The sequence below is a fragment of the Synechococcus sp. MIT S9452 genome (assembly GCF_047304245.1).
Lineage (GTDB): Bacteria > Cyanobacteriota > Cyanobacteriia > PCC-6307 > Cyanobiaceae > RCC307.
Genome location: NZ_CP138956.1, coordinates 1,562,408 through 1,586,753, shown reverse-complemented (window position 1 = coordinate 1,586,753; position 24,346 = coordinate 1,562,408). Strand labels below are relative to the sequence as shown.

Sequence of the window (24,346 nt, the reverse complement as noted above, 5' to 3'; positions counted from 1 at the left end):
TCCCCCGCCCCATGGCTCAGTGGCCCCGCCGATCGCTGTTGCAGGCAGCTGCCGCTGTTTTTGGATCGTTGTTTCGTCCCAAAGCGGCCTTGGCAGCCAGTGCTGCTGATCCGGCCTGGCAATTGAGCGATCAGCAATGGCGTGAGCGGTTGAGCCCAGAGGCTTTTCGGGTGCTGCGTCAGGAGGGCACCGAGCCGCCCTTCAGCAGCCCGTTGAACAACGAAAAGCGGCCAGGCACCTTCGTTTGCGCTGGTTGTCAGCAGCCCCTGTTTGCCAGCAGCACCAAGTTCGATAGCGGCACCGGTTGGCCCAGTTTTTGGCAGCCGCTGCCCGATGCGATCGACACCCAGGTGGACTTCCGCTTGATCATTCCCCGCACCGAGTACCACTGCCGCCGCTGCGGTGGTCACCAGGGCCATGTCTTCAATGACGGCCCCCGCCCCACCGGTCAGCGCTACTGCAACAACGGGGTGGCCTTGGCCTTTGTGCCGGATGCATGAGCCGGGCTCGCCAGTGCCTTTGGTGGTGGCTGGTGGTGGGGCCGCTGGCTTCATGGCCGCGATCACCGCTGCTGAGGCTGGCGTGCCCCAGGTGCAGCTATGGGAAGCCACCGCTGAGCCGTTGAGCAAGGTGCGCATCAGTGGTGGCGGCCGCTGCAATGTCACCCATGCTTGTTGGGATCCCCGGGAGTTGGTGGGCCATTACCCCCGCGGCAGCCGGCCGTTGCGTGGTCCATTCAGCCGGTTTGCTGCCGGAGATGCGGTCGCCTGGTTTGCTGATCGCGGCGTTGAGTTGGTCGAAGAGGCCGATGGGCGCATGTTTCCGGCCAGCAACCGCTCCAGCAGTGTGATTGAGGCCTTGCGTCAGGCCGCTCGTCGTGCCGGCGTGCAGCTGCTGCCCAAGCGCGCCTTGCAGGCGGTTCGACCATTGGAGGGTGGTGGATTTGCGTTGCAGGCCCGCGGCGATTCCACTTCAGTGGCGGCGCAGCGGTTGCTGCTGGCCACAGGTGGCCATCCCAGCGGGCGGCAATTGGCTCAGGCGTTGGGCCATCAGGTGGTGGCTCCAGTGCCCTCGCTGTTCACCTTCCGGGTGCAAGCCCCGTGGTTGAACGCCTTGGCTGGTTTGAGCCAAAGCCCGGTGGCCATGGAGCTCAGTGTGGGGGAGGAGCGTTTTCGCCAGCAGGGCATCGTGTTGCTCACCCATTGGGGTTTGAGCGGTCCAGGGGTGTTGCGGCTCACGGCCTTTGCCGCCAGGGCGCTGCAGCAGCAGCGTTATCGGGCTGAGTTGCGGCTCAATTGGTGCGGTGGGGTGAATGAGTCGGTTGTTCGCGATCAGTTGAGCCAGGCCCGCCAGGGTCTGGCCAAAAAGCAATTGGCCAATGGCCGCCCGGAGCTGTTGATGCCGCTCCGTCGGCGGCTGTGGCTGGCGTTGCTGCAGCAGGCTGGTTTGGATCCAGCCTTGAGTTGGGCGGAACTGCCGCGGCGCGGTGAGCAGGCCTTGCTGGAGTTGCTCTTGCGATGCCGCTTGCCGGTGAGTGGCCGCGGCCCGTTTGGTGAGGAATTTGTCACCGCCGGCGGTGTGGAGCTCGGTGAAGTGAATTTGTCGTCAATGGAGAGCCGCTTGGTGAGTGGCCTCTATTTCGCTGGTGAGCTGTTGGACATTGATGGCGTCACCGGTGGTTTCAACTTCCAGCATTGCTGGAGCAGCGGCTGGATCGCTGGTCAGGCGATTGCCAAGGGCCTCACTTGATGTTTTCGAACACGCTGAACATCGGCAGGTACATCGCCAGCAGGATCGAACCCACGATGCCCCCCACCACAACGATCATGGCCGGCTCCAACATGGCGGTCATGGCTTTGACGGTGGCAGCAATTTCGTCTTCGTAGAAGTCGGCCACCTTCGAGAGCATCGCGTCGACTTCGCCGCTCTCTTCGCCGATCAGCAGCATGCTCATGGCCATCGAGGGGAACACCTTGCGGCGGGCCAAGGCCAGGCTCAAGGTGCCGCCTTCTTGCACCTCAACCTTGGCGCCTTCGATGGCTTCAGCCAGCACCCGGTTGCCAACGGTGTCACGCACGATGTCGAGGGCCATCAGGATCGGCACGCCCGCTCGCGTCAGCGAGCTGAAGGTGCGGCAGAACTGGGCCGTGGCCGTTTTGCGAATGAGGTCCCCAAACAGGGGCAAGCGCAGCATTAGGCCATCCATGCGCCGGCGGCCGAGCTTGGTGCCGTAGGCCCGCTTCAACAGAAACACCATCAGCAGCAGCCCGCCGGCCAAATAGAGCGAAAAGCTTGAGCGCAGCAGGGCGCTGAGGTTCACCATCAACTGGGTGAAGGCGGGGAGTTCGGCGCCGAGGTCTTCAAAGATCCCCGCAAAGGTGGGGATCAAAAAGATCGTCATGCCCAGAAACACACCGATGGCAATCACCAGCACCGTGACCGGGTAGCCCAAGGCGCCGCGGATCTGGTTTTGCAGCTTGGCGTTGTCTTCCAGCAGTTTGGCCAGCCGCTTGAGCACCTCCTCCAAAACGCCGCCAGCTTCCCCGGCTTCCACCATCGCCACGCTGAGGGCATCGAACACCTGGGGCCAGCGGCGCAGGGCTGCACCCAGCGATGAGCCCTGGTTCACATCCAGCGACAGGCGCTTCAGCGCCCGCTTGAACATCGGCAGTTTTTGCTGCTCCGCCAGGATTTCCAGGCTGCGCACGATCGGCACCCCTGCGCTCACCAGGGCTGCCATCTGACTGGCGAACACCGCTTTTTCCTTAACCCCTGGTGCTTTCTCCAGCGACAAGCTGAGGCCCCGTTGGACCTTCTCGCCGCTGCCGCTATCGGCTTTGAGGCTGAGGGCCAAGATGCCGCGCTGGCGCAGGCTGCGTTTGGCGCTGGCCAGATCAGCGGCTTTGAGCTTGAGGCTTTTCTCCTTGCCGCGCCGGTCTTTGTAGGTGGCGATGAAGGCTTGGGCTGCCATCACGCCTCACCGAGCAACCGCATCAGTTCATCGGGTTTGCTGGCTTTGCTCAGGGCTTCGCCCCGCTCCACTTGGCCGCCGTCCACCAGGTTGGCCAGGGCGCGCTCGAGGGTTTGCATGCCGTATTGGCCGCCGGTTTGCAGCTGCGAATAGATCTGGGCGGTTTTGCCCTCGCGAATCAGGTTGGCCAGCGCCGGAGTGTTGACCATGATTTCTTGGGCCATCACCCGGCCAAAGGCCCCAGCAGGGGGGTTGAGCCGCCGGCAGAGGGTTTGAGCAAACACGGCCACCAGGCTGCCGCTGAGTTGCACGCGGATCTGGGTTTGTTGCTCGGGCGGAAACACGTCCACCATGCGATCCACCGTTTGCGCTGCTGAGCTGGTGTGCAGGGTGCCAAACACCAAATGGCCCGTTTCTGCGGCGGTGATGGCGAGTTGGATGGTTTCTAGATCACGCATTTCCCCCACCAGGATCACGTCGGGGTCTTCCCGCAGGGCGGCCTTGAGGGCATTGGCAAAGCTGCGGGTGTCTTCACCGAGCTCACGCTGGTGAATCACGCTGCGCTCTGACTTGTACACAAACTCGATGGGATCTTCCACCGTGAGGATGTGTTCGGCCCGCTGTTGATTGATGTGGTTCAGCAGTGCCGCCAAGGTGGTGGTTTTGCCTGATCCCGTGGGTCCGGTCACCAGTACCAAACCCCGCGGCCGCTCGCTGATCTCGCGCACTACATCGGGCAGGCCCAGTTGCTCCAGGCTGGGGATGCTGCTGCCCAGGGCCCGCAGGCAGGCGGCATAGCACCCCTTTTCCCGGTAGACGTTGACCCGAAAACGGGCCACGCCTTTGAGCCCGTAGGAGCAATCCAGCTCCCAGTTCTGCTCCAGCTGCTTGCGCTGGTTGTTGTTGAGCAGGCTGAAGATCAAGCGGTTGCAGCTCTCCTCGGCCAGAGGCGCTTCATGCATGGGCCGTAAGGCACCACTGAAGCGGCCGTAGGGGGGTAATCCAGCGGAGAGGTGCAGATCGCTGCCCCCTTTCTCCACTAACTGCTCCATCAGGGTTTCGATCTGCAGCTCCATGGCTCGCTCTGGTGCCCCTATCACTGCAGTGTGCCCCTAGGAGTTAGGCAATAGGGGCAATCAAGCCATTCATCTCTCAGCCCAGCGCCGCAGGTTGAACAGGTCGCAGTGCTGAGGTTGCGGGCCCTGATTTCCTGCTCGAGCCCGGAGTCCGTCAGCAGCACCCGCTCCACCTCCTCCAGGCTGGTGTGGCCTTGGCGGGCCAGTTCCAACCCGTAGCCCAGCAGGGTCTTCATGCCATTGCTGAGGGCCAGGTGGCGCAGCTGGTCGGTGCCGGCGCCTTGGCCGATGGCCTCTGCCATCTCCTCATTGACGCGCATCACCTCATACACGCCGATGCGGCCCTTGTAACCAAGGCCATGGCAATGGCTGCAGGTGTTGTTGGCCGGAGGTTGGTAGAAGTTGATGGCGCTGTTTTGGCTGGCCTCCAAACCGAAGCGGGCCAAGGTGGCCTCCTTGGGTTGGTAGGACTGGCGGCAGTGGGTGCAGAGCTTGCGCAGCAACCGCTGGGAGAGCACGCCGATCAGTGAGGCGCTCAGCAGGTAGGTCTCCACCCCCATCTCCTCAAGCCGCGCTACAGCACTGGGCGCGTCGTTGCAGTGCAAGGTGGTGAGCACCAGGTGGCCGGTCAGCGCCGCCTCCAGCGCGGTTTTGGCCGTTTCGAGATCACGGGTTTCCCCCACCAGCAACACATCTGGGTCTTGGCGCATGAAGGCCCGCAGGGCCTTGGCGAAGTCCACCCCCTTCTCCCGGTTCACCTGGGTTTGCGTGATCCCAGCCAGGGTGTATTCGATCGGGTCTTCCACCGTGGAGATGTTCAGCCCTGGATCGTTGCGCTCAGCCAGCAGCGAGTAGAGGGTGGTGGATTTTCCTGAGCCGGTTGGGCCTGTGACAAGCAGGATTCCGTAGGGCTTGCTGCCCATGTCTCGCACCTCGGCCAAGGCCTGGGAGTCGGTGATCAGCAGATCCAGCCCCAGTTCGGTGGCACTGGAATCCAGCAGCCGCAGCACAATTTTTTCGCCGAAGCGGCTCGGCAGCACGCTGACGCGGAAATCAACGGTGTTGCCTTGATACTGCCGGCGAATGCGGCCGTCTTGGGGTTGGCGGCGCTCGGCGATGTCCAGGTCCGCCATGATTTTGAAGCGGCTGGTGAGTGCCGGAATCACCTTGGCCGGCAGGGTTTCAAAAGCGTTCTGCAGCACGCCATCAAGCCGCAACCGCACATGCAGTCCGTCCTCCTGCGGTTCGATATGGATGTCGCTGGCCTGGCGGCTCAGGGCTTGCACCAAGATGCGATCCGCCAGCTGGATCACCGGCGAGGCCTCGCGATCGTTGGCGCTCTCCACCAGGTCCGGCCCATCTGGCGGCGGCGGCGGCGCAAAGCTCTCAAAGCTGTCGTCGAGTTCGAAGCGTTCCACCGCTGCTCCTCGGACTTTCTCTGCTTTCAGGATGGCTGGGTTTTCCGACCTTGATCCAGGGGCGGGCCTCCCAGCAACATGGCAGCACTGCACGCGTTGCCCCGATGACCGCCGAGCCTCCTGCTTCCCCCTCTCCCTCCGAGGCTGAAGTCAGCGTGGAGGATCAGCAACAACCCACCTCTGAGGCTCAAGCCGAGCAGCCTGCCGCTGAGGCTGCAGCAGCCGAGCCAGAGACCACCGCTGAGGCCCCTGGAGCCCCAGCTGAGAGCGGTGATCGCGCAGCTGCTTTGGAGGCTGAGCTCACCTCCTTGCGGCAGGAGCACGAGACCGTGCGCAGTCAATACATGCGCATTGCGGCTGATTTCGATAACTTCCGCAAGCGCCAGCAACGGGACGCCGAAGATCTCAAGCTGCAGCTCACCTGCAGCACCCTCGGCGAGATCTTGCCCGTGGTCGACAACTTTGAGCGGGCCCGTCAGCAGTTGAACCCTGAGGGTGAAGAGGCTCAAGCCCTGCACCGCAGTTATCAGGGGCTCTACAAGCAGCTGGTGGATGTGCTGAAGCAGCTGGGTGTTTCCCCCATGCGCGTGGAAGGTGAACCCTTTGATCCCACCCTGCATGAAGCCGTGCTGCGGGAGCCCAGCGATGCCCATTGCGAAGACGTGGTGATGGAAGAGCTACAGCGGGGTTATCACCTTGATGGCCGCGTGCTGCGTCACGCCATGGTCAAGGTGTCGATGGGTCCAGGCCCTGCACCGGCCCAGGAGTCAGCTCCGGCTGAGGGCAACTGATGGCGGATTACTACCAGCTGCTGGGTGTTGATCGTGATGCCGATGCCGACACGCTGAAGCGCGCCTACCGGCGCATGGCGCGTCAGTACCACCCCGATGTCAACAAGGACCCCGGCGCTGAGGACAAGTTCAAGGAGATCGGCCGCGCCTATGAGGTGCTCGGCGATCCTCAAACCCGCGCCCGCTACGACCAGTTCGGTGAAGCCGGCGTGTCTGGTGCAGCTGGCGGCATGCCCGACATGGGCGACATGGGCGGCTTTGCCGACCTGTTTGAGACATTCTTCAGTGGCTTTGGCGGCTCAGCTGGTGGCCCCCAACGGCAGCGGGGCCCTCGCCAAGGCGATGACCTGCGCTTTGACCTCAACATCAGCTTCCGCGATGCGGTCTTTGGCGGCGAGAAGGAGATTCAGATCCGCCACCTCGAAACCTGCGGCACCTGCAACGGCAGCGGCGCCAAGAAGGGTTCAGGCCCGGTGACCTGCAGCACCTGTGGTGGTGCGGGCCAGGTCCGCCGGGCCACGCGCACGCCGTTTGGCACCTTCACCCAAGTGGCCCCTTGCCCAGCTTGTGAAGGCACCGGTCAGGTGATTGCGGATCCTTGCCCCGATTGCAGCGGCCAAGGGGTGCAGCAGGTGCGCAAGCGCTTGCGGGTCAACATCCCAGCGGGCGTTGATTCCGGTACGCGGCTGCGGGTGAGCGGCGAGGGCAATGCCGGCCAGCGCGGTGCGCCGGCGGGTGATTTGTATGTGGTGCTCTATGTCCAAAGCGATTCCAAGCTGCGCCGCGATGGCATCAACATCCACTCCGAGCTGAAGATCAGCTATCTGCAGGGGATCCTTGGCGACAAGGTGCAGGTCGAGACCGTTGATGGACCTGTGGAGTTGCCCATTCCTGCCGGCACCCAGCCCGGTGCGGTGCTGACCTTGAAAGATCACGGTGTGCCCCGCTTGGGCAACCCGGTAGCGCGGGGCAATCACCTGTTCACCATCAACGTGCAGTTGCCCGGCAAGCTCGAACCGCGCGAGCGTGAGCTGCTGCAGGAGCTTGCTTCAATCTCCACCACCCATCCCAAGGGCAAAGGTGGTTTGTTTGGCGGCCTGTTCAGCTAGATGGACTTGCGGGGCACCCCATGCCCGTTGAATTTCATCCGTACGCAGCTCGCCCTCGAGAAATTGGCCAGCGGTGAGCAACTTGAGGTGCTCCTCGATGCCGGTGAACCCGACGCGTTGGTGTGCGCGGCCTTGCAGGGTGATGGGGCGGCCGCGGCGCTGGTGCAGCAGATGCAGCGGCAGCAACAGAGCGATGGCTCGGTGCGGTTGTTGATCATCCGTGCCTGAACCCTTCGCCGCCCAGGTGATGGCCTTGGAGGCCAACTACCTGCGGGTGCGCCTGGACCATCCCGGCCCCGATGGGCGCCGGCTCTTGCTTTGCACGCGTCGGGCTCGCTTGGCCCATGGCGGCTTGAAGGTGATGGTGGGCGACCGCGTTGGCGTCGAGGGTTGCGATTGGATTGAAGGCCGCGCGGCGGTGGGGTCCTTGGAACCTCGCCGCAACCAATTGCAGCGCCCGGCCTTGGCCAATGTGGATCAGGTGCTCGTGGTGATGGCGTTGGCCCAGCCGGCCATCGATCCCGAGAGCTTCAGCCGCTTTTTATTGAGCGCCGAAACCGCCGGCGCTGAGGTGATCCCGGTGTTGAGTAAGGCGGATTTGGTATCCGCCCAGCAGCGGCAGCAATGGCTGGATCGCCTGGTGGGCTGGGGCTATCAGGCCTTGGCGATCAGCCGCCATGATCCCGCTGGCTTAGCGGCCTTAGCGGATCGGTTGGGCCGTGGGGTGGCGGTGTTGTGTGGTCCCAGCGGTGTGGGCAAAAGCAGCCTGCTCAATGCCTTGGTGCCTGACTTGAAGCTCCGCACCGCCGCGGTTTCCGGCAAGTTGCAGCGGGGTCGCCACACCACCCGCCATGTGGAATTGCACGATCTGCCATCCGGCGGATTGTTGGCGGACACCCCGGGGTTCAATCGACCGGAGTTGCCTGCTGATCCTGAGCTTGTGGCGCAACTCTTCCCTGAAATCCGCCAGCAGCTGGAGGCAGGTGTGCGCTGCCGATTTCGCAATTGCCGTCACCTGAAGGAGCCGGGCTGCGGCCTGCAGCGGCAATGGGAGCGCTACCCCAGTTATGTGGAGCTGATGGGCTGAATCAGCCCCCCAGCCCTGGCAGGTTCAGTCCGCCAGTGAGTTCTTCCATCCGCTCTTTCATGGTTGCGGTGGATTGGGCGTAGGCGTTTTGCAGTGCTTCGAGGGTGGCGGCTTCGGTGGCCTCTTGACCGCTAGCCAACAGCTCGGGAGCCAAGCGCACGCGCAGGGGCTGTTGGTTGCCGGACAGCCAAATGCTGGCCTTCCCGTCGACGCTGCTGCCCTCGATCTCCATGGCATCGAGCTCTTCTTGCAGTTTCTGGGCGTCCTGCTGAATCTGCTGAGCTTTTTTGAACGCTTCTGTCAGCTGACCGAAGTTGGGGAGACCGAATCCAGCCATGCCAATGAAGAAGGGCCCGCCAGGTTAGGCCGCAGCTGCCTGGGATTTGGCGAAGCAACCCAGCCGCATCACTTCAGGATGCAACTGCAGCCCATGGGCCTGCTGCACCACGGCCTGAACATGGCGAATTAGCGCATCCATGTCGGCGGCTTGGGCGTTGCCGGTGTTGACGATGAAATTGGCATGCAGTGTGGAGACTTCCGCGCCACCAATGCGGTGACCCTTTAAACCCAGGCCCTCAATCAGCCGCCCTGCTTTTTGCGGTTCGGGGTTGCGAAAGACACTGCCGCAGCTGGGAAGTTGGTAGGGCTGGGTGCTGGTGCGCTTGTGGAGATTGCTGCTGGTGCGAGCACTGAGCTCGCTGGGGTCCCCGCCTGCTTGCAGCTTGAAACGGGCCGAGAGCACCACCAAAGGCTCGCTTTGCAGCGCGCTGTGGCGGTAGTCGTAATCGAGCTCACGGCAGCTCATGCTCCGTGTTTGGCCGCTGCAGGGATCCAGCACGGTGGCATCCATCAGGCTTTCAGCGATGCAACCCCCTTGGGCTCCAGCGTTCATCACCACGGCGCCGCCCACGGTTCCAGGGATTCCAACCGACCACTCCAGTCCGCTCAAGCCGGCCTTCGCAGCCCGTCGGGCCAGCGTTGGTAGCGGTTCACCGGCCTGGGCTTCGATGAGTCCGGTGGTGGGCTCCATTTGTGATCCCTGCAAGCGGCGGCTGCAGATCACCAGGCCGGCAAGGCCGTCGTCGCTGATCAGCAGGTTGGAGCCAGCTCCGATGAAGCGCATCGGCAGCTGCTCCTGCCTGCCCCAATGCACCAGGGCTTCGAGTTGATCGCTGCTGTCGGGTTCAGCGAAAAAGTCGGCAGTACCGCCCACCTTCCAGGTGGTGAAGTCCCCCAGGGGCACGTCTTCGCGCAAATTGAGATCGGCGGGGATCTCCATGGCTCAGGCGGCTGTGGCCAATCCTTTTTGATCCGCGCTGGATTGCAGGCGGCCCCAGAGCTGATTGACGTCTCCAGCGCCCATCACCAGTACCAGATCGCCTGCATTGCTGCTTTCTTGAACGGCTTCCACCAGGCTGTCCATGTCGGCCAAGGCCCTGGCTGACTGGCCCGCTTGTTGAACTTGTTCGGCGAGGGCGGCACTGCTGACACCCTCGATCGGTGATTCCCCAGCGCTGTAGAGCGGAGCCACCAGCACTTCATCAGCGCATCTCAGGGCTTCGGCAAAACGCTCCATGAATTGCGCCGTGCGGCTGTAGCGATGCGGTTGAAACACCGCCACCACCCGCTTGGGAACCCAGGGAAGCGTGCTGCGGCCGCTGCTCACCATCAGCTGGGCCATGGTCAAGGTGGCGTCCACCTCGCTGGGGTGGTGGGCGTAGTCATCGACGATCAACCGGCCTTGCCATTCGCCGCGCAGATCAAAGCGGCGCCCTGGAGGCACCAGCTCCGTGAGTGCCGCTTGTAGATCAGCGAACGGGGCCCCGGCCAAACGGCAGGCAGCCACAGCCGCTAGGGCATTGCTGAGGTTGTGGATGCCGGCCATTGGCAAGGTCAGCTCACCCAGCCTCCTGCCGTCTTCGAGGTAGTCGGCCCGGCACCCAGCCCCATCGAGGCTGAGGGGCACAGCGCGGAAATGGGCGGAACTGCTGTCCTCAAGGCTCCACCAGTGGTCAGCGCTCAGCTCTGAGCTCAAGATCGGGCAATCACAATTGGCCAAAACGCTGCTGCAGTTGCCGCTGAAGCGGCGCATCGTGCCGACGAGGGCGTCGAGATTGGGGTAGTGGTCGGTGTGGTCGAGCTCAAGGTTGGTGATCAGCCCGAGTTGGGGGTGAAAGCGGACCAGGGAGCCATCGGACTCGTCGGCTTCAGCCACGAGCCACTCGCCAGCTCCATTGCGGGCATTGCTGCCGAAGGCGGGCACCACACCGCCGATGATTGCTGTGGGATCCAGTCCAGCGCTGTGGAGCAGGCTGGCGATCAAGCTGCTGGTGGTTGTTTTGCCGTGACTCCCGGCTACCGCGATGCTGCGTTGGGCATTGATCAGCCAGGCCAGCAGTTCGGAGCGATGAACCACCCGCAGGCCTGCCCCGCGGGCCGCCTCCAGCTCAGGATTCGATTCGGGCACAGCGCTGCTGACCACCACCAATGGGGATCGCTCAACGCCAGAGCAGATGGCGTCGATGGTGGCGGCGTTCTGCTGCTGGAAAACCCTGGCTCCCTGTTGGCGCAGCAACTGCGATTGCGCCGACTGTTTTGGATCAGAACCGGTGACGTTGAAGCTGCGCTCCGCCAGGATCCCGGCGATGGCGGACATGCCGATGCCCCCAACCCCAATGAAATGAACCGGCTGCTCTGCCGTCAGTGAAAGGGGCTTGGACACGGTGAACAAGGTCCTACGCAGACCATAAATGCGTTCTCTCTGCCTGGACTAAAAAGACTCCAGATCGCAGCGAAAACATCGATTCGGAGTCTGTATGATCGGCAGCCAAATTCCCCAATAGTCGGGATTTATCCCGAATTGCTATGACCCTTCGTGTTGCCATTAATGGTTTCGGCCGCATCGGGCGCAACTTCATGCGCTGTTGGCTGAGCCGCGGTGCCAACACGGGTATCGAAGTGGTGGGCCTGAACGACACCTCCGATCCGGCCACCAACTCCCACCTGCTGACCTACGACACGATGTTGGGTCGCATCCGGGACGCTGAGATCGACTACACCGAGAACACCATCATTGCCAATGGCCATGAGATCAAGTGCTTCTCAGACCGCAACCCCCTGAACCTCCCTTGGAAGGAGTGGGGCATTGATCTGGTGATCGAGTCGACCGGTGTGTTCAACACCGACGAGAAGGCCAGCATGCACATCCAGGCTGGCGCCAAGAAGGTGATCCTCACCGCTCCTGGTAAGGGCCCCGGAGTCGGCACTTTCGTGGTTGGCGTGAACGCTGATCAATACCGCCACGAAGATTTCGACATCCTGTCCAATGCCAGTTGCACCACCAACTGCATGGCTCCGATCGTCAAGGTGATCGATCAGGAGTTCGGCATCGTTAAGGGCTCGATGACCACGGTGCACAGCTACACCGGTGACCAGCGCATCCTCGATGCCAGCCACCGCGACCTGCGCCGCGCCCGCGCTGCAGCGATGAACATCGTTCCCACCACCACCGGTGCTGCCAAGGCTGTGGCTTTGGTTTACCCCGAGGTGAAGGGCAAGCTTGATGGCCTGGCCCTGCGTGTTCCCACCCCCAACGTGTCGTTGGTGGACATGGTGTTCAACGTCAGCAAGAACACCTCGCGTGATGAGGTCAATGCCGTGTTGAAGGCAGCCTCTGAGGGCGCCTACAAGGGCATCATCAAGTACTCCACCCTGCCTCTCGTGTCGTCCGACCTGGCTGGCACCGACGACTCCACCATCGTTGATGCCGAGCTCACCAAGGTGATGGGCGGTGACCAGGTGAAGATCCTCTCCTGGTACGACAACGAGTGGGGCTACAGCCAGCGTGTGGTTGACCTGGCCGAGATCGTTGCCCAGCGTTGGGCTGCCTGATCCAAGGCTTCCAACTCAGCTGAAGTGTTCAAACCCTCTGCCTTCAGGCAGGGGGTTTTTGCTGTCAGCCCAACAGGGCTCGCCAGCAACTTCACCGAGTTGGCCCAGATGTTGGCTGCCGGGTAACTGGCGCAACAGGGCCTCAGCCCAGCTCGGCGCTAAGGCCAGCACCAGTTCAAAGTCTTCGCCGCCATCGAGGCAGAGGCTCCAGAACGGATCGGTTGGCTCTGGCAGAGCGCTGCGGTTGAGTTCAGGCCGGTAGCCGCAGGCGCTGCCCAAGAGCTCCAGGCTGCGGCGCAGGCCATCGCTGCTGTCGGTGCCGCCCACGCGCCACGGTTGCCCTGCTGGGCGGCTGGCATGCAATGCCGCGACGGCATCAAAGCGCGGTTGCGGGCGTTGATGGCAGCGGATGGCCGTTTGCCGTTGCTCGTTGGCGAGGGTGCCGGCCCAAGCGGCTTCCCCGAGTAGCAGTTGCAAGCCCAGGGCACTGCGGCCGTGAGCTCCGGTGCTGATCAGCCAATCCCCGGGCTTGCCGGCTCCCCGTTGGATCAGTTGATCGGGATGGACCGGTCCCACCGCTGTGATTGCCAGCACCAGTTGTTCACCGCTGCTGCAGTCACCTCCCAGCAGATGGCCGCCGTGGCGTTGCAGCAGATCCTGCATGCCCCCATAGGCCTGCTCAATCCAGTCCACCTCGGTGTCTCCAGGTGCACTGAGTGCCACGGTGACTCCTTCACAGCGGCGGCATCCCATGGCCGCCAAATCGGAGAGGTTGGCTGCGGCAGCGCGCCATCCGGCGGCGGACGCTGGTGTTGTCTTGGCCGAGAAGTGCACCCCGTCCACCAGGGTGTCGCTGCTGATCACCCAGCGCTCTGGGCTGATCTCAGGCAGCAGGGCGGCATCGTCGCTCCACTGATCAGCTCTGGCGTAGGCCGCTAGCCGCCTGATCAGGTCCCGTTCACCGATTTGGCTGAGGGTCAGCCCCTCAGGCATGGCTCTTGAGGTTGTCAGCTCCGCTGATCACCTTGGCGCTGATGATTGTGTCGTCCATGGTCATCTCCTTGAGCACCTCGGATCCCTCCACCACATAGCCAAACGCTGCATTGCGGCCATCCACCAGGTTCAGGCCAGCCGGGGTGAGCTCGGCTTCGTAAAGGAAGAAGAAGAACTGGGATGAACCATCGTCCAAGGCCTTATCGGAGTGGGCCCAGCCCAGGGTGCCCAAGGTGGCAAAGGGCAACACCGGCGTGGCTTTGAACAGGCCGAGATCCTCAAACGTCATGTTGTAGATCGGTGAGGCATCCCCCGGCACCAGGATCTCGAGGGGAACATGGCGTTCTTGCTTGGTTTTCGGATCGATGAAGCCTTCGGCGTCTCCCTTGGGATTGCCGCTTTGCAGCACGTAGAAGTCTTCGGCCCGTGAGAAGGGCAAGCCGTCATAGAAGCCCCGTTGCACCAGATCAACAAAGGCTCCACCGGTCAGTGGTGCGCTGTAGCCGTCGATGACGGCGTTGAGATCGCCTTGGCTGGTGCGAATCTCCACCGTGGCGCGCCCCAACAGTCTCGGGAGGTCATCGAATTCCGAGGGGATGGCATAGGGGAAGTCCCCAATAAACAACTCCTCCAAGGCGCCGATATCCGCCAGGGTCAGGCGGCGCTGCTCGAGGAATCCATCCCGCTCTTGCAGCTCGCTGCTGGCGCAGAGCTCTTCAAGATTGGTGTCGAGTTGACTGAGCAGTTGCTCGGCTTGGGGCTGCCGCTCGCTCGGAACGGCTTCAAAGATGGCGCCGCGTTTGAGGCTGAATTGCCGCTGGGTGCGTTCGCAGCTGGTCTTGATGCTGTTCCAGCGCCGGGCCCTGAGGTCATCGCTGGTGCCTTCCAGCCGGTGCTGAAGGTCCCTGAGATCGGCCTGATCAACGGGCAGGGAGTCGCGCAGGATGGCTGCTGGATCAGTCACCGCATTCCCCGGGGGCAAGGCGGCCAAAGCGGTTGCTGGCGACAACAGAGCCAGTCCAAAGCTCAGGATCAAAGCCAGCAACTGCGGGATCAGAGCGCGAGCCACGGCTGCCCGTTCAGTAGCGGCGACCACCGTACAATCCGCCTCAATCCATTCGCCGGGAATGATCTCCAGCAACGACTTCCGCACTGGCACCACGATTGAGCTGGATGGTCAGGTGTGGCGTGTGGTCGAGTTTCTCCACGTCAAGCCAGGCAAGGGCTCGGCCTTTGTCAGAACCAAGCTGAAATCAGCCCAGAGCGGCAACGTTGTTGAAAAAACCTTCCGCGCTGGCGAGATGGTCCCTTCAGCGCTGCTGGAGAAGTCCACCCTGCAGCACACCTACATGGAGGGTGAGGACTTTGTCTTTATGGACATGGCCACCTATGAGGAAACCCGCCTGACGGCCAAGCAGATCGGTGAAGGCCGCAAGTACCTCAAAGAAGGCATGGAGGTGAACGTGGTGTCCTGGAAGGACAACCCCATTGAGGTTGAGCTGCCGAATTCCGTGGTCTTGGAAGTCACCGAAACCGATCCCGGTGTGAAAGGTGATACAGCCACCGGTGGCACCAAGCCAGCCATAGTTGAAACTGGCGCTCAAGTGATGGTGCCCTTGTTCATCTCCATTGGCGAGAAGATCAAGATCGACACCCGCTCTGACAGCTATCTGGGCCGGGAGTCCTGAGGATCATGCAAATGGACCAACAGGCCCTGCGCGAGCTGCTCGAATTTCTGTCCAGCAGCGATATTCAAGAGCTCAAGCTCGAAGGTGACGACTTCCGCTTGGAAGTCAGGCGCAACATGCCAGCGCCCCAGGCAGTCATGCTGCCTGCGCAAGCTGCGCCGATTGCTGCTGACGTTTCCGCGGCAGCACCTGCGGCGGCAGCACCGCCACCTCCAGCTGCTGCGGCCAGCCGTGGTGATTTGGTGGAGGTCAAAGCGCCGATGGTGGGCACCTTCTACAGGGCCCCAGCACCGGGTGAGGCTCCCTTTGTGGAAGTGGGCTCGAAGATCAGCAACGGCCAAGCCGTCTGCATTTTGGAGGCGATGAAGTTGATGAATGAGCTCGAAGCTGAGGTCTCGGGCGAAGTAGTGGAAATCCTTGTGGAAAACGGCACCCCTGTTGAGTACAACCAGGTACTGATGTTGGTGCGCCCTAGCTAGCCCAGCTCCACCGCCGTATCAATGGCCGCCAGCATGCTGGCGCCGCGGGCGCTGCCTTGGCCGGCCCGATCAAACCCTGTGCCGTGATCCGGTGAGGTGCGCAGGAACGGCAACCCCAGCGTGGTGTTCACGGCCTGATCAAAGGCCAGCACTTTGACCGGGATCAGGCCTTGGTCGTGATACAGCGCCAGGTAGCCATCACATCCCTGCTCCAAGTGTTCGGAGTCACTCCAGGCTTGGGCTGCGCCGAGCCAGCAGGTGTCCGGTGGCACGGGGCCTTCCAGCTGAAGGTTGTTGTGGCGCTGCTGATAAGCCTGCAAGCAAGCGGTGATCCAGCGCTGCTCTTCGGTTCCCAGTTGACCGTCTTCGCCGGCATGGGGGTTGAGTCCGGCCACCCTGAGGCGAGGACGCTGGCGAAAGCGCCGGCAAAAGTCCTCGAGCTGGCTGAGGCGTCGTTCCAGGCGCTCTGGCGTCAACGCTGTGGGGACGCTGCTGAGTGGAATGTGGGTGGTGGCCAGCAGCGTGTTGAAACGCCAGCCGCTCTGGGGTGAGCGGGCCGTGAACAGCATGGCTGCGTCGTCACAGCTACAGAGTTCAGCCAGCCGTTCGGTTTGCCCGGGGTAGTGGTGGCCGGCCTGGTGCCAGGCGGTTTTGGCAATCGGGGCGGTGACTAAGGCCTGGGCGCGGCCCTCCAGCACGGCCTCTGTTGCCCGGGTGAGCCAGCTGAATGAAGCGGCTCCAGCAGCGGCGCTGATGCTCCCAGGCGCGATGGCGTGAGTGAGCGGCTCATCAACAATCTCCAGCTGGCTTGGATCAGCCAGCGGCTCATGGCAGCGGGGCAGGAGGTGCTCGTAGCTGGCTTGCAGCCACAGGCGGCAACCCACCAAGAGGGGATTGAGGCTGGGGCGATGGGCCAAAGCCTTTAGGACCACCTCAGCTCCAATCCCAGCCGGGTCGCCAAGAGCAATGGCCAGGCGCTTCAAGCCTCAGGCAGCAGCAGCTTCCACCACTACATCAGGCATGGATTCGAATTGGCCCAGCAGCTGGCGAAACACGCCATGGCAGCGGCAATCGGGGCTGCTGCTGATCGAGTCGTTGCTAATCACACACTGCAGTTCACGCCGCCCATCAGGGTTGGTGTGTTGATCGAGCAGCACCACAGCTCGATCGCGCAACCGTTTGACCGGCTGGCTATCCACCAGGCTGATGGATTCACCAATGGCTGAGCGGACCTTGAAACCCTGGCTTTGGAGTGCTTCTGTAGCGATCGGCAGCAGATCCATATCTGGACGCTGGGTTCGGCTGAAGCACTCAAATCGGGCCATGGGCTCAACCAATTTGCGGATATTCAAGGCAGTCCCTATTAAGGACGCACTAAAGGATTGTTCGCTTTTTTACTTGGTTCCACTGTTCGTCACAAACCATGTTGCGTTTGCTGCTCCTGGCCCTGTTGCTTTTAGGCCTTGGAACCGGGCTTCAGCGCGGTTGGCTTGAGGTGCGCTGGGATCGGCTGGGCAAGGATTTGGAGACGTATGTCAATCGAGAGCCTCAGCCTTGAGGCAGGCCTGCAGTCCCTCCCGGTAGCTGGGGAACTGCAGTGCATAGCCCAGTTCTTTGGTCAGCTTGCCGTTGCTAACGCGGCGGTTGTCGCGCCAGAAGCTCAGGGCCATCGGGCTCATGCTGCCTTGAACCGCTTCAAACCAGTGCAGTTCTGGCAGCGGGCAGTCCAGCAGGTGCGCCGCATAGCCCAGCAGTTCACTGCTTGGGGCTGGGCGGTTGTCGCAGACGTTGACGATGCTGGGCCGTTGTGTTGCGGCTAGCTGCAGGCAGTGCAGCAGGGCGCCAACGATGTCGTCGACATGCACGCGGCAGAACACCTGCCCTGGTTTGTGCACATGGCGGGCGTCTCCGCGCTGCAGCGCCAACAGGCTGTTGCGCCCGGGTCCGTAAATGCCGGGCAGGCGGAACACCTGCACCGGCCAACCACTGTTGAGCCAGGCCTGTTCGCATTGCAGTCGGGCTTGGCTGCGGGGCAGCAGATCTGCTGCTGGAGGCGTGTATTCATCCACCCATTCGCCGTGCTGGTTGCCGTAGACGCCTGTGGTGGAGAGGTAGCCCGCCCATTGCAAAGGCAATTCATCCAGCAGTGGTTTCAGGCTGCTCAAGCAAGGGTCCTGCCCTTGGCGATCAGGGGGGGCTGTGACCAGCAGATGGCTGATTCCCTGGAGCTCCGCTGCGCTGGGCAGCAGGCCTGTGCTGCTATCGAACGGCAACTCCCCAGCGGCGGCGGCTGCCCGGCGGTGGGTCACCACCACATCGGCGCCCAATTGGCGTAGCCGCTCAGCAAAGTGCTGGCCCGTGTAACCGCCGCCCACCACCAGTAGACGTTGGTCAGGACTCAGCGGGTTGACAGCTCCTCGAGAAGTGAGTACACCTGTATTACTCACTAATACACCTGTTCCATGACCTGCTCCACCATCATCCCTGCCGCTCGGCCCAGGCGTGCTTGGTTAAGCCCCGTGGTGCTGGCTGCAGCGATTGCAGCGGCTGGTTTGTTGCTGCCCGAAGAGCCCCAATTGCAGGCGGAGCTATGCCAACGCACCAGCAGCGTCAAGGCCTGCCAGGTGTGGTGAGTCCCTTAGGCGGCTTGGTAGTTGGTTTGGCTGCGAATCGGCACCACGCCATTGCCGCTGGACTCTTGTGTGTTGGATGACTCGCTGGGGGTCGCCCATTGCAGGAGGCGAACGGCCAGCCTCAAATCACCGTCGAGCCAGGCGCGAATGGCCATGGCGCGGCGAGGGTCGTAAAAGCGTTGACGGCGATACCACTGGAAGGCATCGGAGTCACTTTTGTGTCCGTTGCAGGAGAGGCAAGACGGCACACAGTTTTCCGTGACGCTGAGGCCGCCGCGGCTGCGGGGCCAGACATGGTCGATGGATTCCGATGGCTTGCCGCAGTAGATGCAGGTATGGCCGGTGTACTCGTGGAGAGATTGACGCCACCGTCGGACGCGGAGCTTGGGACAGAGTTCCTCGAGGAACACCGCATCGCTCTGATGCATCCGAATCTCCCGGATTTGGCCCAAGTCTGCGGATGATTGTTCGGCTGTCAATGTGCTGCAGATTGCACTTTGGCCAGCGGGTTAGGCGCTCTTGTTTTCCGGCTGATGCGGCTTAAATTTATGAATGGCCAAGCAGATTGTGGGCAACGGTCTTTCACTCACAGCTGCTGGCGACGTCTTATTTCGTTGCCCGCCAGATCCCGTTAGCCAAGCCCAGATTCGGCGGATCAGACCGCGCGGGCGCTGGCAGCAACGCCAAGGTGGTTGGGTTTTCCCTTTCGACGCGGCCTGGCAGCTGACGCAGCACTTCGGTGAGCGTTTTCCCATTGATCCGGCGCTGCAGCAGTGGCTCGACCAGGTGCGCTGCCCATTACCGCCCCTGCCAGCTCATCGTGAGCTGATTGCTGCAGCTGATTTGCAGCACCCCCTTTCCGACGGCCGCCACCTGCTGGCCCATCAACGGGCGGGGGTGCGCTGGTTGTTGGCACGCCGCGGGGCGGTGTTGGCCGATGAAATGGGCCTAGGCAAAACGCTGACTGCGTTGGCTGCCGCACGGGCCTTGCTGCGCTGCAGTGCCACCCGTTTGCTGGTGGTGGCACCTGTGGGGCTTCACGACCATTGGCGCCGCGAGGCGCTGGCGTTGCAGCTCAGCCCCGAATTGTTGAGTTGGGCTCGCCTGCCGCAGGAGCCGCCCGATGGGGGCTGTGTGTTGGTGGTGGATGAAGCCCACTTCGCCCAGAACAGTCAGGCCAAGCGCACCCAGGCGCTGTTGCGTTTGGCGCGCCATCCACGCATGCGAGCGGTGTGGTTACTGACGGGCACGCCGTTAAAAAACGGCCGCCCTGTTCAACTGTTGCCGTTGCTCATGGCCATCGGCCATCCCTTAGCCCGGGATCGTCAGGCCTACGAAACCCTTTTTTGCAACGGACATTGGCGTCAGAGTGGCCCGCGCATGGTGTGGGACTGCCAAGGGGCCAGCCGCCTTGATGAGCTCCAGCGTCTACTGCGGCCCCAGTTGCTGCATCGCCGCAAACGCGATTGTTTGGATCTGCCACCGAAGTTGCGCCGCTTCCATGCGGTGGTGCTCAAGCCCGAGGCTCAGCATCAGTTTGATCGGGCTCTGCAGCAGCGTTTGGAGGCCTACCGCAAGCGCGCAGCGGCTGGCTTGGTGCGCTCCGATGCGGAGCGTTTGGCCCTGCTCACCGCGCTGAGACAACTGGGCTCCTTTCACAAGTTGGTTGCCCTGCAGCAGCTGCTTGATCAGCTGCAAGGTTCGGGTGATCCGGTGGTGGTGTTCAGCGGTTTTCGCGGGCCGCTGCTGCAGCTGCATCGCTTGCGCGGCGGTGAGCTGCTCACCGGCCTGGTGGATCCCAGCGAGCGGCTGCAGCGGCTGCAGCGCTTTCAAGGGGGCGACTCCAATTTGCTGCTGGCCACCTATGGCGTTGCTGGCTTGGGTCTTGGCTTGCAGCGGGCTTCTCAGGTGATCCTGCTCGAGCGTCCGTGGACCCCCGGTGATGCTGAGCAGGCGGAGGATCGCTGCCACCGTTTTGGCACCCGCCGCACCGTGGAATGCCATTGGCTTCAGCTGGGGGGGGCTGATGCCTTGGTGGATGGCTTGATCCTCAGCAAATCCGAGCGGATTGAAGTGGTGCTGGGGCGTCAGCGGCGGCAGCTGCGCCGCCAAGGCTTGGCGCGCATGCTCGAAGAATTGCTGCAGAGCTAGCGGCAGCTATCGGCCCGCACCAAAATTTCGGCGCGCAGGTCGTTGTGGCTCTTCGCTCCGCTGGTCTCGAGCAGAGCAGCGGCATGGGCGATGTCTTGGCAGGCGGCGTCCTTGTTCTGCAGCAAGGTGTGCAGCAAAAAGCGATCGTTGTGGGGCCGCGGATCCTGAGGATGGGCTTTCACCACCCGGTTGCAGCGTTGCAAGGCCCGGTCCAACGCGTTGGCTTCCACATCGGCTAAGCAGCTGTCCGCCTCCAACTGACTGGAGCGGCAAGCACCCAGGATCACCAACCCCATCCCCATACCGATGGCTTTGGTCAGCTGACCCTTGCCCATGACCTGTTAGTAGCTGTAGCGGTCGTCGTCGGTGGTGCTGCTCTCGTTGCTTAAGCCGGCATCAAAGTCTTTGCCCGCGGTTTCGCTGCCTGAATAGAGGGCGCCCAGGTACTTGCCGCAGTCCCTGAATTTGTCCTGTGCGGTGACCACGCTTTCGGTCATCATCACCGCCGCGTGCTTCGGCGAGGTTTTGAACAGACCATTGCCCTGACGCTTGATCCGCTCGTAGGCCGCTTTCCAGCTGACGTTGTGGGAATTGCCCGTCTTGCGCATGAAGCAATAGATCTCGGCTCCTTTATCCCCGGCTTCATTGGCGTCAGCCGGCAGGCTGCCCATGCAGCTCAGCCCCAGGGCCAATGCCATGAGTTGGTAGCGCTTAGCAGCCATACCTGTCCCCAGCTTGATGAACTGGGCCAAAGGTATCGATCCCTTCCCGTCTGTCCAGAGCGGTTGATCTGCCATCCCTTGAGCGAAGCCCGTCTCTGTGTTGTCATCCGCTTGACGTCTGGGTTCAGCCCGTGGAACCGCTGTCCTTCCGCATCACGCGCAGCACTGAGGGGTTGGCCGAAACCTTGGCCACCTTGTCCCATCGCCTGATCAATTTGGAGCAGCGCTTAGCGGCCATGGAGCTTCAGCTGCAAAACCAGATGGCTCCCCATCCGCAAGAGCTTGAAGCTTTGCAATCGGTGGATAACTTGCTGGCCGATTGCCGTGAGCTCCTGGCCACATCGGTTCCCGAGATGGACCAAGCCGCTTAGAATTAGTACACCTGTACTGATTGCATGGCGGTCGTTGCGGCGGGCTTCCCCAGCCCAGCCGATGACTACCTCGAAGCGGGGGTTGACCTCAATCGCCAGCTGATTGCGCGCCCCCTCAGCACCTTTGTGTTGCAGGTCAGTGGCGATTCGATGCTGGCTGATGGGATTCACCACGGCGATTTGCTGCTGGTGGATCGCAGCCTGCAGCCCCAGCCGGGCCGGGTGGTGGTGGCGGTGCTCGATGGCGCCTTCACGCTCAAGCGGTTGGAGTGCCATGGCGGCCGCTTGCGCTTACAGGCGGCCCATCCCGGTTATCCGCCTTTGGACTTGGACGGTTGCAGTGCGGTTCAGATCTGGGGTGTGGCCACCCATGTGATCCATCCCCTGTAAGCGCCCATGGCAGCAGCGCTGGCTCTGATTGATTGCAACAACTTCTATGCCTCCTGCGAGCAGCTGTTTGATCCAGCGCTGCAGGGCCAGCCGGTGGTGGTGCTCTCCAATAACGATGGCTGCATCGTGGCCCGCAGCCGTGAGGCCAGGCAGCTGGGCATTGCCATGGGCACGCCCTATTTCCAGGTGGCGGATCGCCTGCGCGACCAGCAGGTGGTGGTGCGCAGTTCCAACTACGCCCTCTATGGCGATATGAGCCAGCGGGTGATGGCCCTGTTGAAGCAGCGGGTGCCGGAGTTGGAGGTGTATTCCATCGATGAAGCCTTCGCGCGTTTGCCATCCCTGCCCGCCGATGAGCTCAGTCGTTGGGCTGCAGAACTGCGGGTGGTGGTCCGTCAGCAATTGGGCTTGCCCATTGCCCTTGGCATGGCGCCCTCGAAGGTCTTGGCCAAGTTGGCCAATCGCTTGGCCAAGCGGGATCCCGCCCGCACGGGAGTTTGCAATCTGCTGCTGGAGTCCCACCTGCCCGATCGCTTGGCGGAGGTGGCCGTTGAGGATCTCTGGGGTGTTGGTCGCCGCTTGGCGCGCTGGTGCCGTTTACGCGGTTTGGCCACAGCCCTGGATCTGGCGCAGGCTGATTCCGCCTTGATTCGCCAGGGCTGGGGAGTGGTGGGGCTGCGCCTGCAGCAGGAGTTGCGCGGAATCAGCTGCCTGGCCTTGGAGAGCGAGCCGGTGGCCAAGCAGGAAACCTGCGTGAGCCGCAGTTTTGGCACAGCGGTGTTGGACCGTCTCAGCCTGCGGGAGGCGGTGGCAGCCCACGTGGTGCGGGGCGCGGAAAAGCTGCGCCGTCAGGGGCAACGGGCGGGCCGGCTGACGGTGTTTGTGCGCACGAGCCCTTTTGCAGCTGGGTTTTATGCCAACAGCATCAGCGTGGGTTTGCCGTTGGCGACAGCCGACACCGCCGTGTTGTTGCAGCGGGCTCTGCCACTGGTGGATCAGTTGTTTCGCCCTGGGCATGCCTTTCAAAAAGCCGGGGTGCTGCTGGGCCAGTTGCAGCCCCAGGAGCACTTGCAGCACCACCTGTTGGTGCCGTGTTCCCCTCAGCAGTTACGGCGCCGCAGTCGTTTGTTGCAGGCCGTCGACCGGCTGAACCAGCGCTTTGGAACGGGCACGGTGCAGTGGGCTGCCGTTGGTGTGGAGCCGGATTGGTGCATGCGGCGTCAGCACTTGTCTGCCCACTTCACGACCAGCAAGGCCGATCTGCCCATGGTGTCTGCCCATGAATAAATGCGAAAAAATTTTGAAATCCACACGCTCTGGGGCCTCTGGTGTGCCATGGGGCCTGGTCAGGGGTGGCAGAATAAAAAGAAAGCGAACCATGGCATCTCTCGCCTCCGTTCACCCGCAGTCCTGTCCTTACACACCGCTCAGCAATCGTCGCGGTTTTGTTGACAGCGGACACCAGATCGAAAAGTTGGAATTTGCCCTAGCTGTTGCCGTTGGCCGCGGTGATCAGCAGCGCATTCATGAGCTGCGTCAGCGCATTGCCGATCTCGGAGACAATCGCGAAGAACCGGGCACCTGATCCATTTCGTTCCATTCAAAACCGGTCATTGTTGCTATTGCCTTTTGACCCATTATTTGGCAGGGTTGAAAGAGATTGACGGGCAGCAAATCGTTCGCTGAGAAATGCTTACACAAATACGAGCAGGTGGTGTGAAAGAACCATCGAAAGTTGGTAGTTCGGTTGACCAGGAACGGGATCAGCTCAAGGGTGAAGCGCAGCAGTTTTATGAAGCAGCAAAAGTGAAAGCTGAAGCTGGTGAGGTTACCGAGGCAGGACTCTTAATCCTGAAGGGTTTGAATTGTGAGCGGCGCGCAAAAGCCAGAGGGCCTCAAGTGTTAGGCCTGATTCGTAAGCGCGACTGAGCTTAGAAATTGAATAAGCGGGTGACCGGACTCGAACCGGCGACGTTCAGCTTGGGAAGCTGACATTCTACCACTGAATTACACCCGCATTCTTTCAACTTAGCAAAGGCTCCGTTGATGAGATCTCTCGCCAACGGAGCTTTGGCTTGGTTGCTTGGCAACGACCAACACTCAGTTGCCGCCAGCTGCATCGCAGTTCACATCAGCCACGGCAGCTTGGCGCGCGGCCAGCACTGGTTCCAGCTTGCCTTGCAGTTCATTAGCAGCCTCTTCCAAGGTGGTGCTCTTCTTGGCGGTGACTTGCTTCGCCGCCTTGTTGAAGGCCATCACTTGCTTTTGCAGTTCCTGAACGCGCAGTTTTTCCAGGGCGGCTTCCGAGTCTTGGAGCTTGGCCACGGCTTTGGCCAGGTTGTCGCGAGCTTGTTCGGCGTCACCAACGGTGGAGCTGGGGCCGAGCTCGCCAACTGCTTCGAGGGCCTCGCCCACGGCGGCCAGGTTGGCGCAGACTGCTGATTCCGCCTTTTGCTCGCTTTGCTGAGGAGTTGGTTTGCTTTGGCAGGCAGCCAGTGCAAGCGCCACAAGGGCAGATCCCAGCAGCAAGGCAGGACGACGCATCGGGTGAGGGGTTGCTCACCTCTAGTGGTAGC

General features: G+C 62.2%; 31 protein-coding genes and 1 tRNA gene. 16 read left to right on the top strand and 16 right to left on the bottom strand.

The genetic code is table 11. The features are described from left to right. Nucleotides 1-11 precede the first annotated feature (11 nt). Together msrB and SIB46_RS08405 are read left to right on the top strand one after the other, a co-directional pair. Entirely contained in the window at nt 12-500 is a 489-nt protein-coding gene (gene msrB / locus SIB46_RS08410) for a peptide-methionine (R)-S-oxide reductase MsrB (RefSeq protein ID WP_043737539.1), read from the top strand. Next, nucleotides 493-1,749, top strand: a complete 1,257-nt coding sequence (locus tag SIB46_RS08405; RefSeq protein ID WP_413295705.1) for an aminoacetone oxidase family FAD-binding enzyme — start codon at nt 493-495, stop codon at nt 1,747-1,749. The genes msrB and SIB46_RS08405 overlap by 8 nt, the downstream gene beginning before the upstream one ends. Here the strand turns inward: SIB46_RS08405 and SIB46_RS08400 are convergent. From SIB46_RS08400 to SIB46_RS08390, 3 genes are read right to left on the bottom strand one after another with little or no spacing between them, the layout of a single operon-like run. Next, entirely contained in the window at nt 1,742-2,971 is a 1,230-nt protein-coding gene (locus SIB46_RS08400) for a type II secretion system F family protein (protein WP_413295704.1), read from the bottom strand. The two genes, SIB46_RS08405 and SIB46_RS08400, sit on opposite strands and share 8 nt — an antisense overlap. Continuing rightward, entirely contained in the window at nt 2,971-4,047 is a 1,077-nt protein-coding gene (locus SIB46_RS08395) for a type IV pilus twitching motility protein PilT (protein ID WP_413295703.1), read from the bottom strand. Before SIB46_RS08395 ends, SIB46_RS08400 begins: the two co-directional genes overlap by 1 nt. Before the next feature lie 20 nt (nt 4,048-4,067). After that, nucleotides 4,068-5,558: a GspE/PulE family protein gene (locus SIB46_RS08390; protein ID WP_413295702.1), complete on the bottom strand. Its 1,491-nt coding sequence runs from the start codon at nt 5,556-5,558 to the stop codon at nt 4,068-4,070. 11 nt (nt 5,559-5,569) lie between these two features. Here SIB46_RS08390 and grpE point away from each other — a divergent pair, with 11 nt between their 5' ends. From grpE to rsgA, 4 genes are read left to right on the top strand one after another with little or no spacing between them, the layout of a single operon-like run. Beyond that, nucleotides 5,570-6,256 carry a nucleotide exchange factor GrpE gene (grpE, locus tag SIB46_RS08385; protein WP_413295701.1) on the top strand — a complete coding sequence of 229 codons (687 nt, stop codon included), beginning with the start codon at nt 5,570-5,572 and terminating at the stop codon, nt 6,254-6,256. Then, entirely contained in the window at nt 6,256-7,365 is a 1,110-nt protein-coding gene (gene dnaJ / locus SIB46_RS08380; protein ID WP_413295700.1) for a molecular chaperone DnaJ, read from the top strand. Before grpE ends, dnaJ begins: the two co-directional genes overlap by 1 nt. Beyond that, nucleotides 7,366-7,593 (top strand): sulfurtransferase TusA family protein, encoded by a 228-nt coding sequence (locus SIB46_RS08375; protein WP_413295699.1) that lies wholly within the window; start codon nt 7,366-7,368, stop codon nt 7,591-7,593. Further along, nucleotides 7,586-8,452, top strand: coding sequence for a ribosome small subunit-dependent GTPase A (gene rsgA / locus SIB46_RS08370; protein WP_413295698.1), 867 nt, complete (start codon nt 7,586-7,588; stop codon nt 8,450-8,452). The genes SIB46_RS08375 and rsgA overlap by 8 nt, the downstream gene beginning before the upstream one ends. A gap of 1 nt (nt 8,453) precedes the next feature. Here the strand turns inward: rsgA and SIB46_RS08365 are convergent, their stop codons facing one another. From SIB46_RS08365 to murC, 3 genes are read right to left on the bottom strand one after another with little or no spacing between them, the layout of a single operon-like run. Continuing rightward, on the bottom strand, nt 8,454-8,789 hold the full coding sequence (locus tag SIB46_RS08365; RefSeq protein WP_011934443.1) for a YbaB/EbfC family nucleoid-associated protein: 336 nt from the start codon (nt 8,787-8,789) through the stop codon (nt 8,454-8,456). A 24-nt stretch (nt 8,790-8,813) separates the two neighbouring features. Next, nucleotides 8,814-9,731: a UDP-N-acetylmuramate dehydrogenase gene (gene murB, locus SIB46_RS08360; protein WP_413295697.1), complete on the bottom strand. Its 918-nt coding sequence runs from the start codon at nt 9,729-9,731 to the stop codon at nt 8,814-8,816. Between the two features lie 3 nt (nt 9,732-9,734). Then, nucleotides 9,735-11,108 carry a UDP-N-acetylmuramate--L-alanine ligase gene (gene murC / locus SIB46_RS08355; RefSeq protein ID WP_413297742.1) on the bottom strand — a complete coding sequence of 458 codons (1,374 nt, stop codon included), beginning with the start codon at nt 11,106-11,108 and terminating at the stop codon, nt 9,735-9,737. 209 nt (nt 11,109-11,317) lie between these two features. Here murC and gap point away from each other — a divergent pair, with 209 nt between their 5' ends. Continuing rightward, nucleotides 11,318-12,343, top strand: a complete 1,026-nt coding sequence (gap, locus tag SIB46_RS08350) for a type I glyceraldehyde-3-phosphate dehydrogenase (RefSeq protein ID WP_413295696.1) — start codon at nt 11,318-11,320, stop codon at nt 12,341-12,343. A 15-nt stretch (nt 12,344-12,358) separates the two neighbouring features. Here the strand turns inward: gap and thiL are convergent, their stop codons facing one another. Both thiL and SIB46_RS08340 read right to left on the bottom strand, forming a co-directional pair. Continuing rightward, nucleotides 12,359-13,336 carry a thiamine-phosphate kinase gene (gene thiL / locus SIB46_RS08345; protein WP_413295694.1) on the bottom strand — a complete coding sequence of 326 codons (978 nt, stop codon included), beginning with the start codon at nt 13,334-13,336 and terminating at the stop codon, nt 12,359-12,361. Then, entirely contained in the window at nt 13,329-14,405 is a 1,077-nt protein-coding gene (locus SIB46_RS08340) for a peptidylprolyl isomerase (RefSeq protein ID WP_413295693.1), read from the bottom strand. Before SIB46_RS08340 ends, thiL begins: the two co-directional genes overlap by 8 nt. Nucleotides 14,406-14,463: 58 nt before the next feature. On the opposite strand from SIB46_RS08340, the gene efp reads away from it, so the two are divergent. Together efp and accB are read left to right on the top strand one after the other, a co-directional pair. Continuing rightward, entirely contained in the window at nt 14,464-15,024 is a 561-nt protein-coding gene (efp, locus tag SIB46_RS08335) for an elongation factor P (protein WP_413295692.1), read from the top strand. A gap of 5 nt (nt 15,025-15,029) precedes the next feature. Next, nucleotides 15,030-15,503 carry an acetyl-CoA carboxylase biotin carboxyl carrier protein gene (gene accB / locus SIB46_RS08330; protein WP_413295691.1) on the top strand — a complete coding sequence of 158 codons (474 nt, stop codon included), beginning with the start codon at nt 15,030-15,032 and terminating at the stop codon, nt 15,501-15,503. Here the strand turns inward: accB and pdxA are convergent. The 3 genes from pdxA to SIB46_RS08315 form a co-directional block, all read right to left on the bottom strand. After that, nucleotides 15,500-16,486: a 4-hydroxythreonine-4-phosphate dehydrogenase PdxA gene (gene pdxA / locus SIB46_RS08325; RefSeq protein ID WP_413295690.1), complete on the bottom strand. Its 987-nt coding sequence runs from the start codon at nt 16,484-16,486 to the stop codon at nt 15,500-15,502. The genes accB and pdxA overlap by 4 nt on opposite strands. A 3-nt stretch (nt 16,487-16,489) precedes the next feature. After that, nucleotides 16,490-16,828: a hypothetical protein gene (locus tag SIB46_RS08320; RefSeq protein WP_186549006.1), complete on the bottom strand. Its 339-nt coding sequence runs from the start codon at nt 16,826-16,828 to the stop codon at nt 16,490-16,492. A 210-nt stretch (nt 16,829-17,038) separates the two neighbouring features. Next, entirely contained in the window at nt 17,039-17,950 is a 912-nt protein-coding gene (locus tag SIB46_RS08315; protein WP_413295689.1) for an SDR family oxidoreductase, read from the bottom strand. Between the two features lie 15 nt (nt 17,951-17,965). On the opposite strand from SIB46_RS08315, the gene SIB46_RS08310 reads away from it, so the two are divergent. Then, on the top strand, nt 17,966-18,136 hold the full coding sequence (locus tag SIB46_RS08310; protein WP_413295688.1) for a hypothetical protein: 171 nt from the start codon (nt 17,966-17,968) through the stop codon (nt 18,134-18,136). A gap of 5 nt (nt 18,137-18,141) precedes the next feature. On the opposite strand, the gene SIB46_RS08305 is transcribed toward SIB46_RS08310, so the two are convergent. After that, complete coding sequence (locus tag SIB46_RS08305) at nt 18,142-18,564, bottom strand: HNH endonuclease (RefSeq protein ID WP_413295687.1); 423 nt, start codon at nt 18,562-18,564, stop codon at nt 18,142-18,144. 124 nt (nt 18,565-18,688) lie between these two features. Between SIB46_RS08305 and SIB46_RS08300 the strand changes: the two genes are divergently transcribed. Further along, a complete protein-coding gene (locus tag SIB46_RS08300) occupies nt 18,689-20,287 on the top strand; it encodes an SNF2-related protein (RefSeq protein ID WP_413295686.1) in 1,599 nt (532 codons plus the stop codon). Here the strand turns inward: SIB46_RS08300 and SIB46_RS08295 are convergent. Next, nucleotides 20,284-20,622 carry a hypothetical protein gene (locus tag SIB46_RS08295; RefSeq protein WP_413295685.1) on the bottom strand — a complete coding sequence of 113 codons (339 nt, stop codon included), beginning with the start codon at nt 20,620-20,622 and terminating at the stop codon, nt 20,284-20,286. The genes SIB46_RS08300 and SIB46_RS08295 overlap by 4 nt on opposite strands. 6 nt (nt 20,623-20,628) lie before the next feature. Then, nucleotides 20,629-21,009 carry a DUF6554 family protein gene (locus SIB46_RS08290; RefSeq protein WP_413295684.1) on the bottom strand — a complete coding sequence of 127 codons (381 nt, stop codon included), beginning with the start codon at nt 21,007-21,009 and terminating at the stop codon, nt 20,629-20,631. Between the two features lie 131 nt (nt 21,010-21,140). On the opposite strand from SIB46_RS08290, the gene SIB46_RS08285 reads away from it, so the two are divergent. The 5 genes from SIB46_RS08285 to SIB46_RS08265 all read left to right on the top strand — a co-directional run bounded on the left by SIB46_RS08285 (nt 21,141) and on the right by SIB46_RS08265 (nt 23,699). Next, nucleotides 21,141-21,380, top strand: coding sequence for a hypothetical protein (locus tag SIB46_RS08285; protein ID WP_413295683.1), 240 nt, complete (start codon nt 21,141-21,143; stop codon nt 21,378-21,380). A gap of 24 nt (nt 21,381-21,404) precedes the next feature. Further along, nucleotides 21,405-21,770 carry a LexA family protein gene (locus SIB46_RS08280; RefSeq protein ID WP_413295682.1) on the top strand — a complete coding sequence of 122 codons (366 nt, stop codon included), beginning with the start codon at nt 21,405-21,407 and terminating at the stop codon, nt 21,768-21,770. Nucleotides 21,771-21,776: 6 nt separating this feature from the next. Further along, nucleotides 21,777-23,057, top strand: coding sequence for a Y-family DNA polymerase (locus tag SIB46_RS08275; protein WP_413295681.1), 1,281 nt, complete (start codon nt 21,777-21,779; stop codon nt 23,055-23,057). Nucleotides 23,058-23,148: 91 nt separating this feature from the next. Then, complete coding sequence (locus SIB46_RS08270) at nt 23,149-23,355, top strand: hypothetical protein (RefSeq protein ID WP_050815422.1); 207 nt, start codon at nt 23,149-23,151, stop codon at nt 23,353-23,355. 131 nt (nt 23,356-23,486) lie between these two features. Continuing rightward, nucleotides 23,487-23,699: a hypothetical protein gene (locus tag SIB46_RS08265; protein WP_413295680.1), complete on the top strand. Its 213-nt coding sequence runs from the start codon at nt 23,487-23,489 to the stop codon at nt 23,697-23,699. Nucleotides 23,700-23,715: 16 nt separating this feature from the next. Here the strand turns inward: SIB46_RS08265 and SIB46_RS08260 are convergent. Further along, nucleotides 23,716-23,787 (bottom strand) — tRNA-Gly (locus SIB46_RS08260). An 83-nt stretch (nt 23,788-23,870) separates the two neighbouring features. Beyond that, entirely contained in the window at nt 23,871-24,314 is a 444-nt protein-coding gene (locus SIB46_RS08255; protein WP_413295679.1) for a hypothetical protein, read from the bottom strand. Nucleotides 24,315-24,346 lie beyond the last annotated feature (32 nt).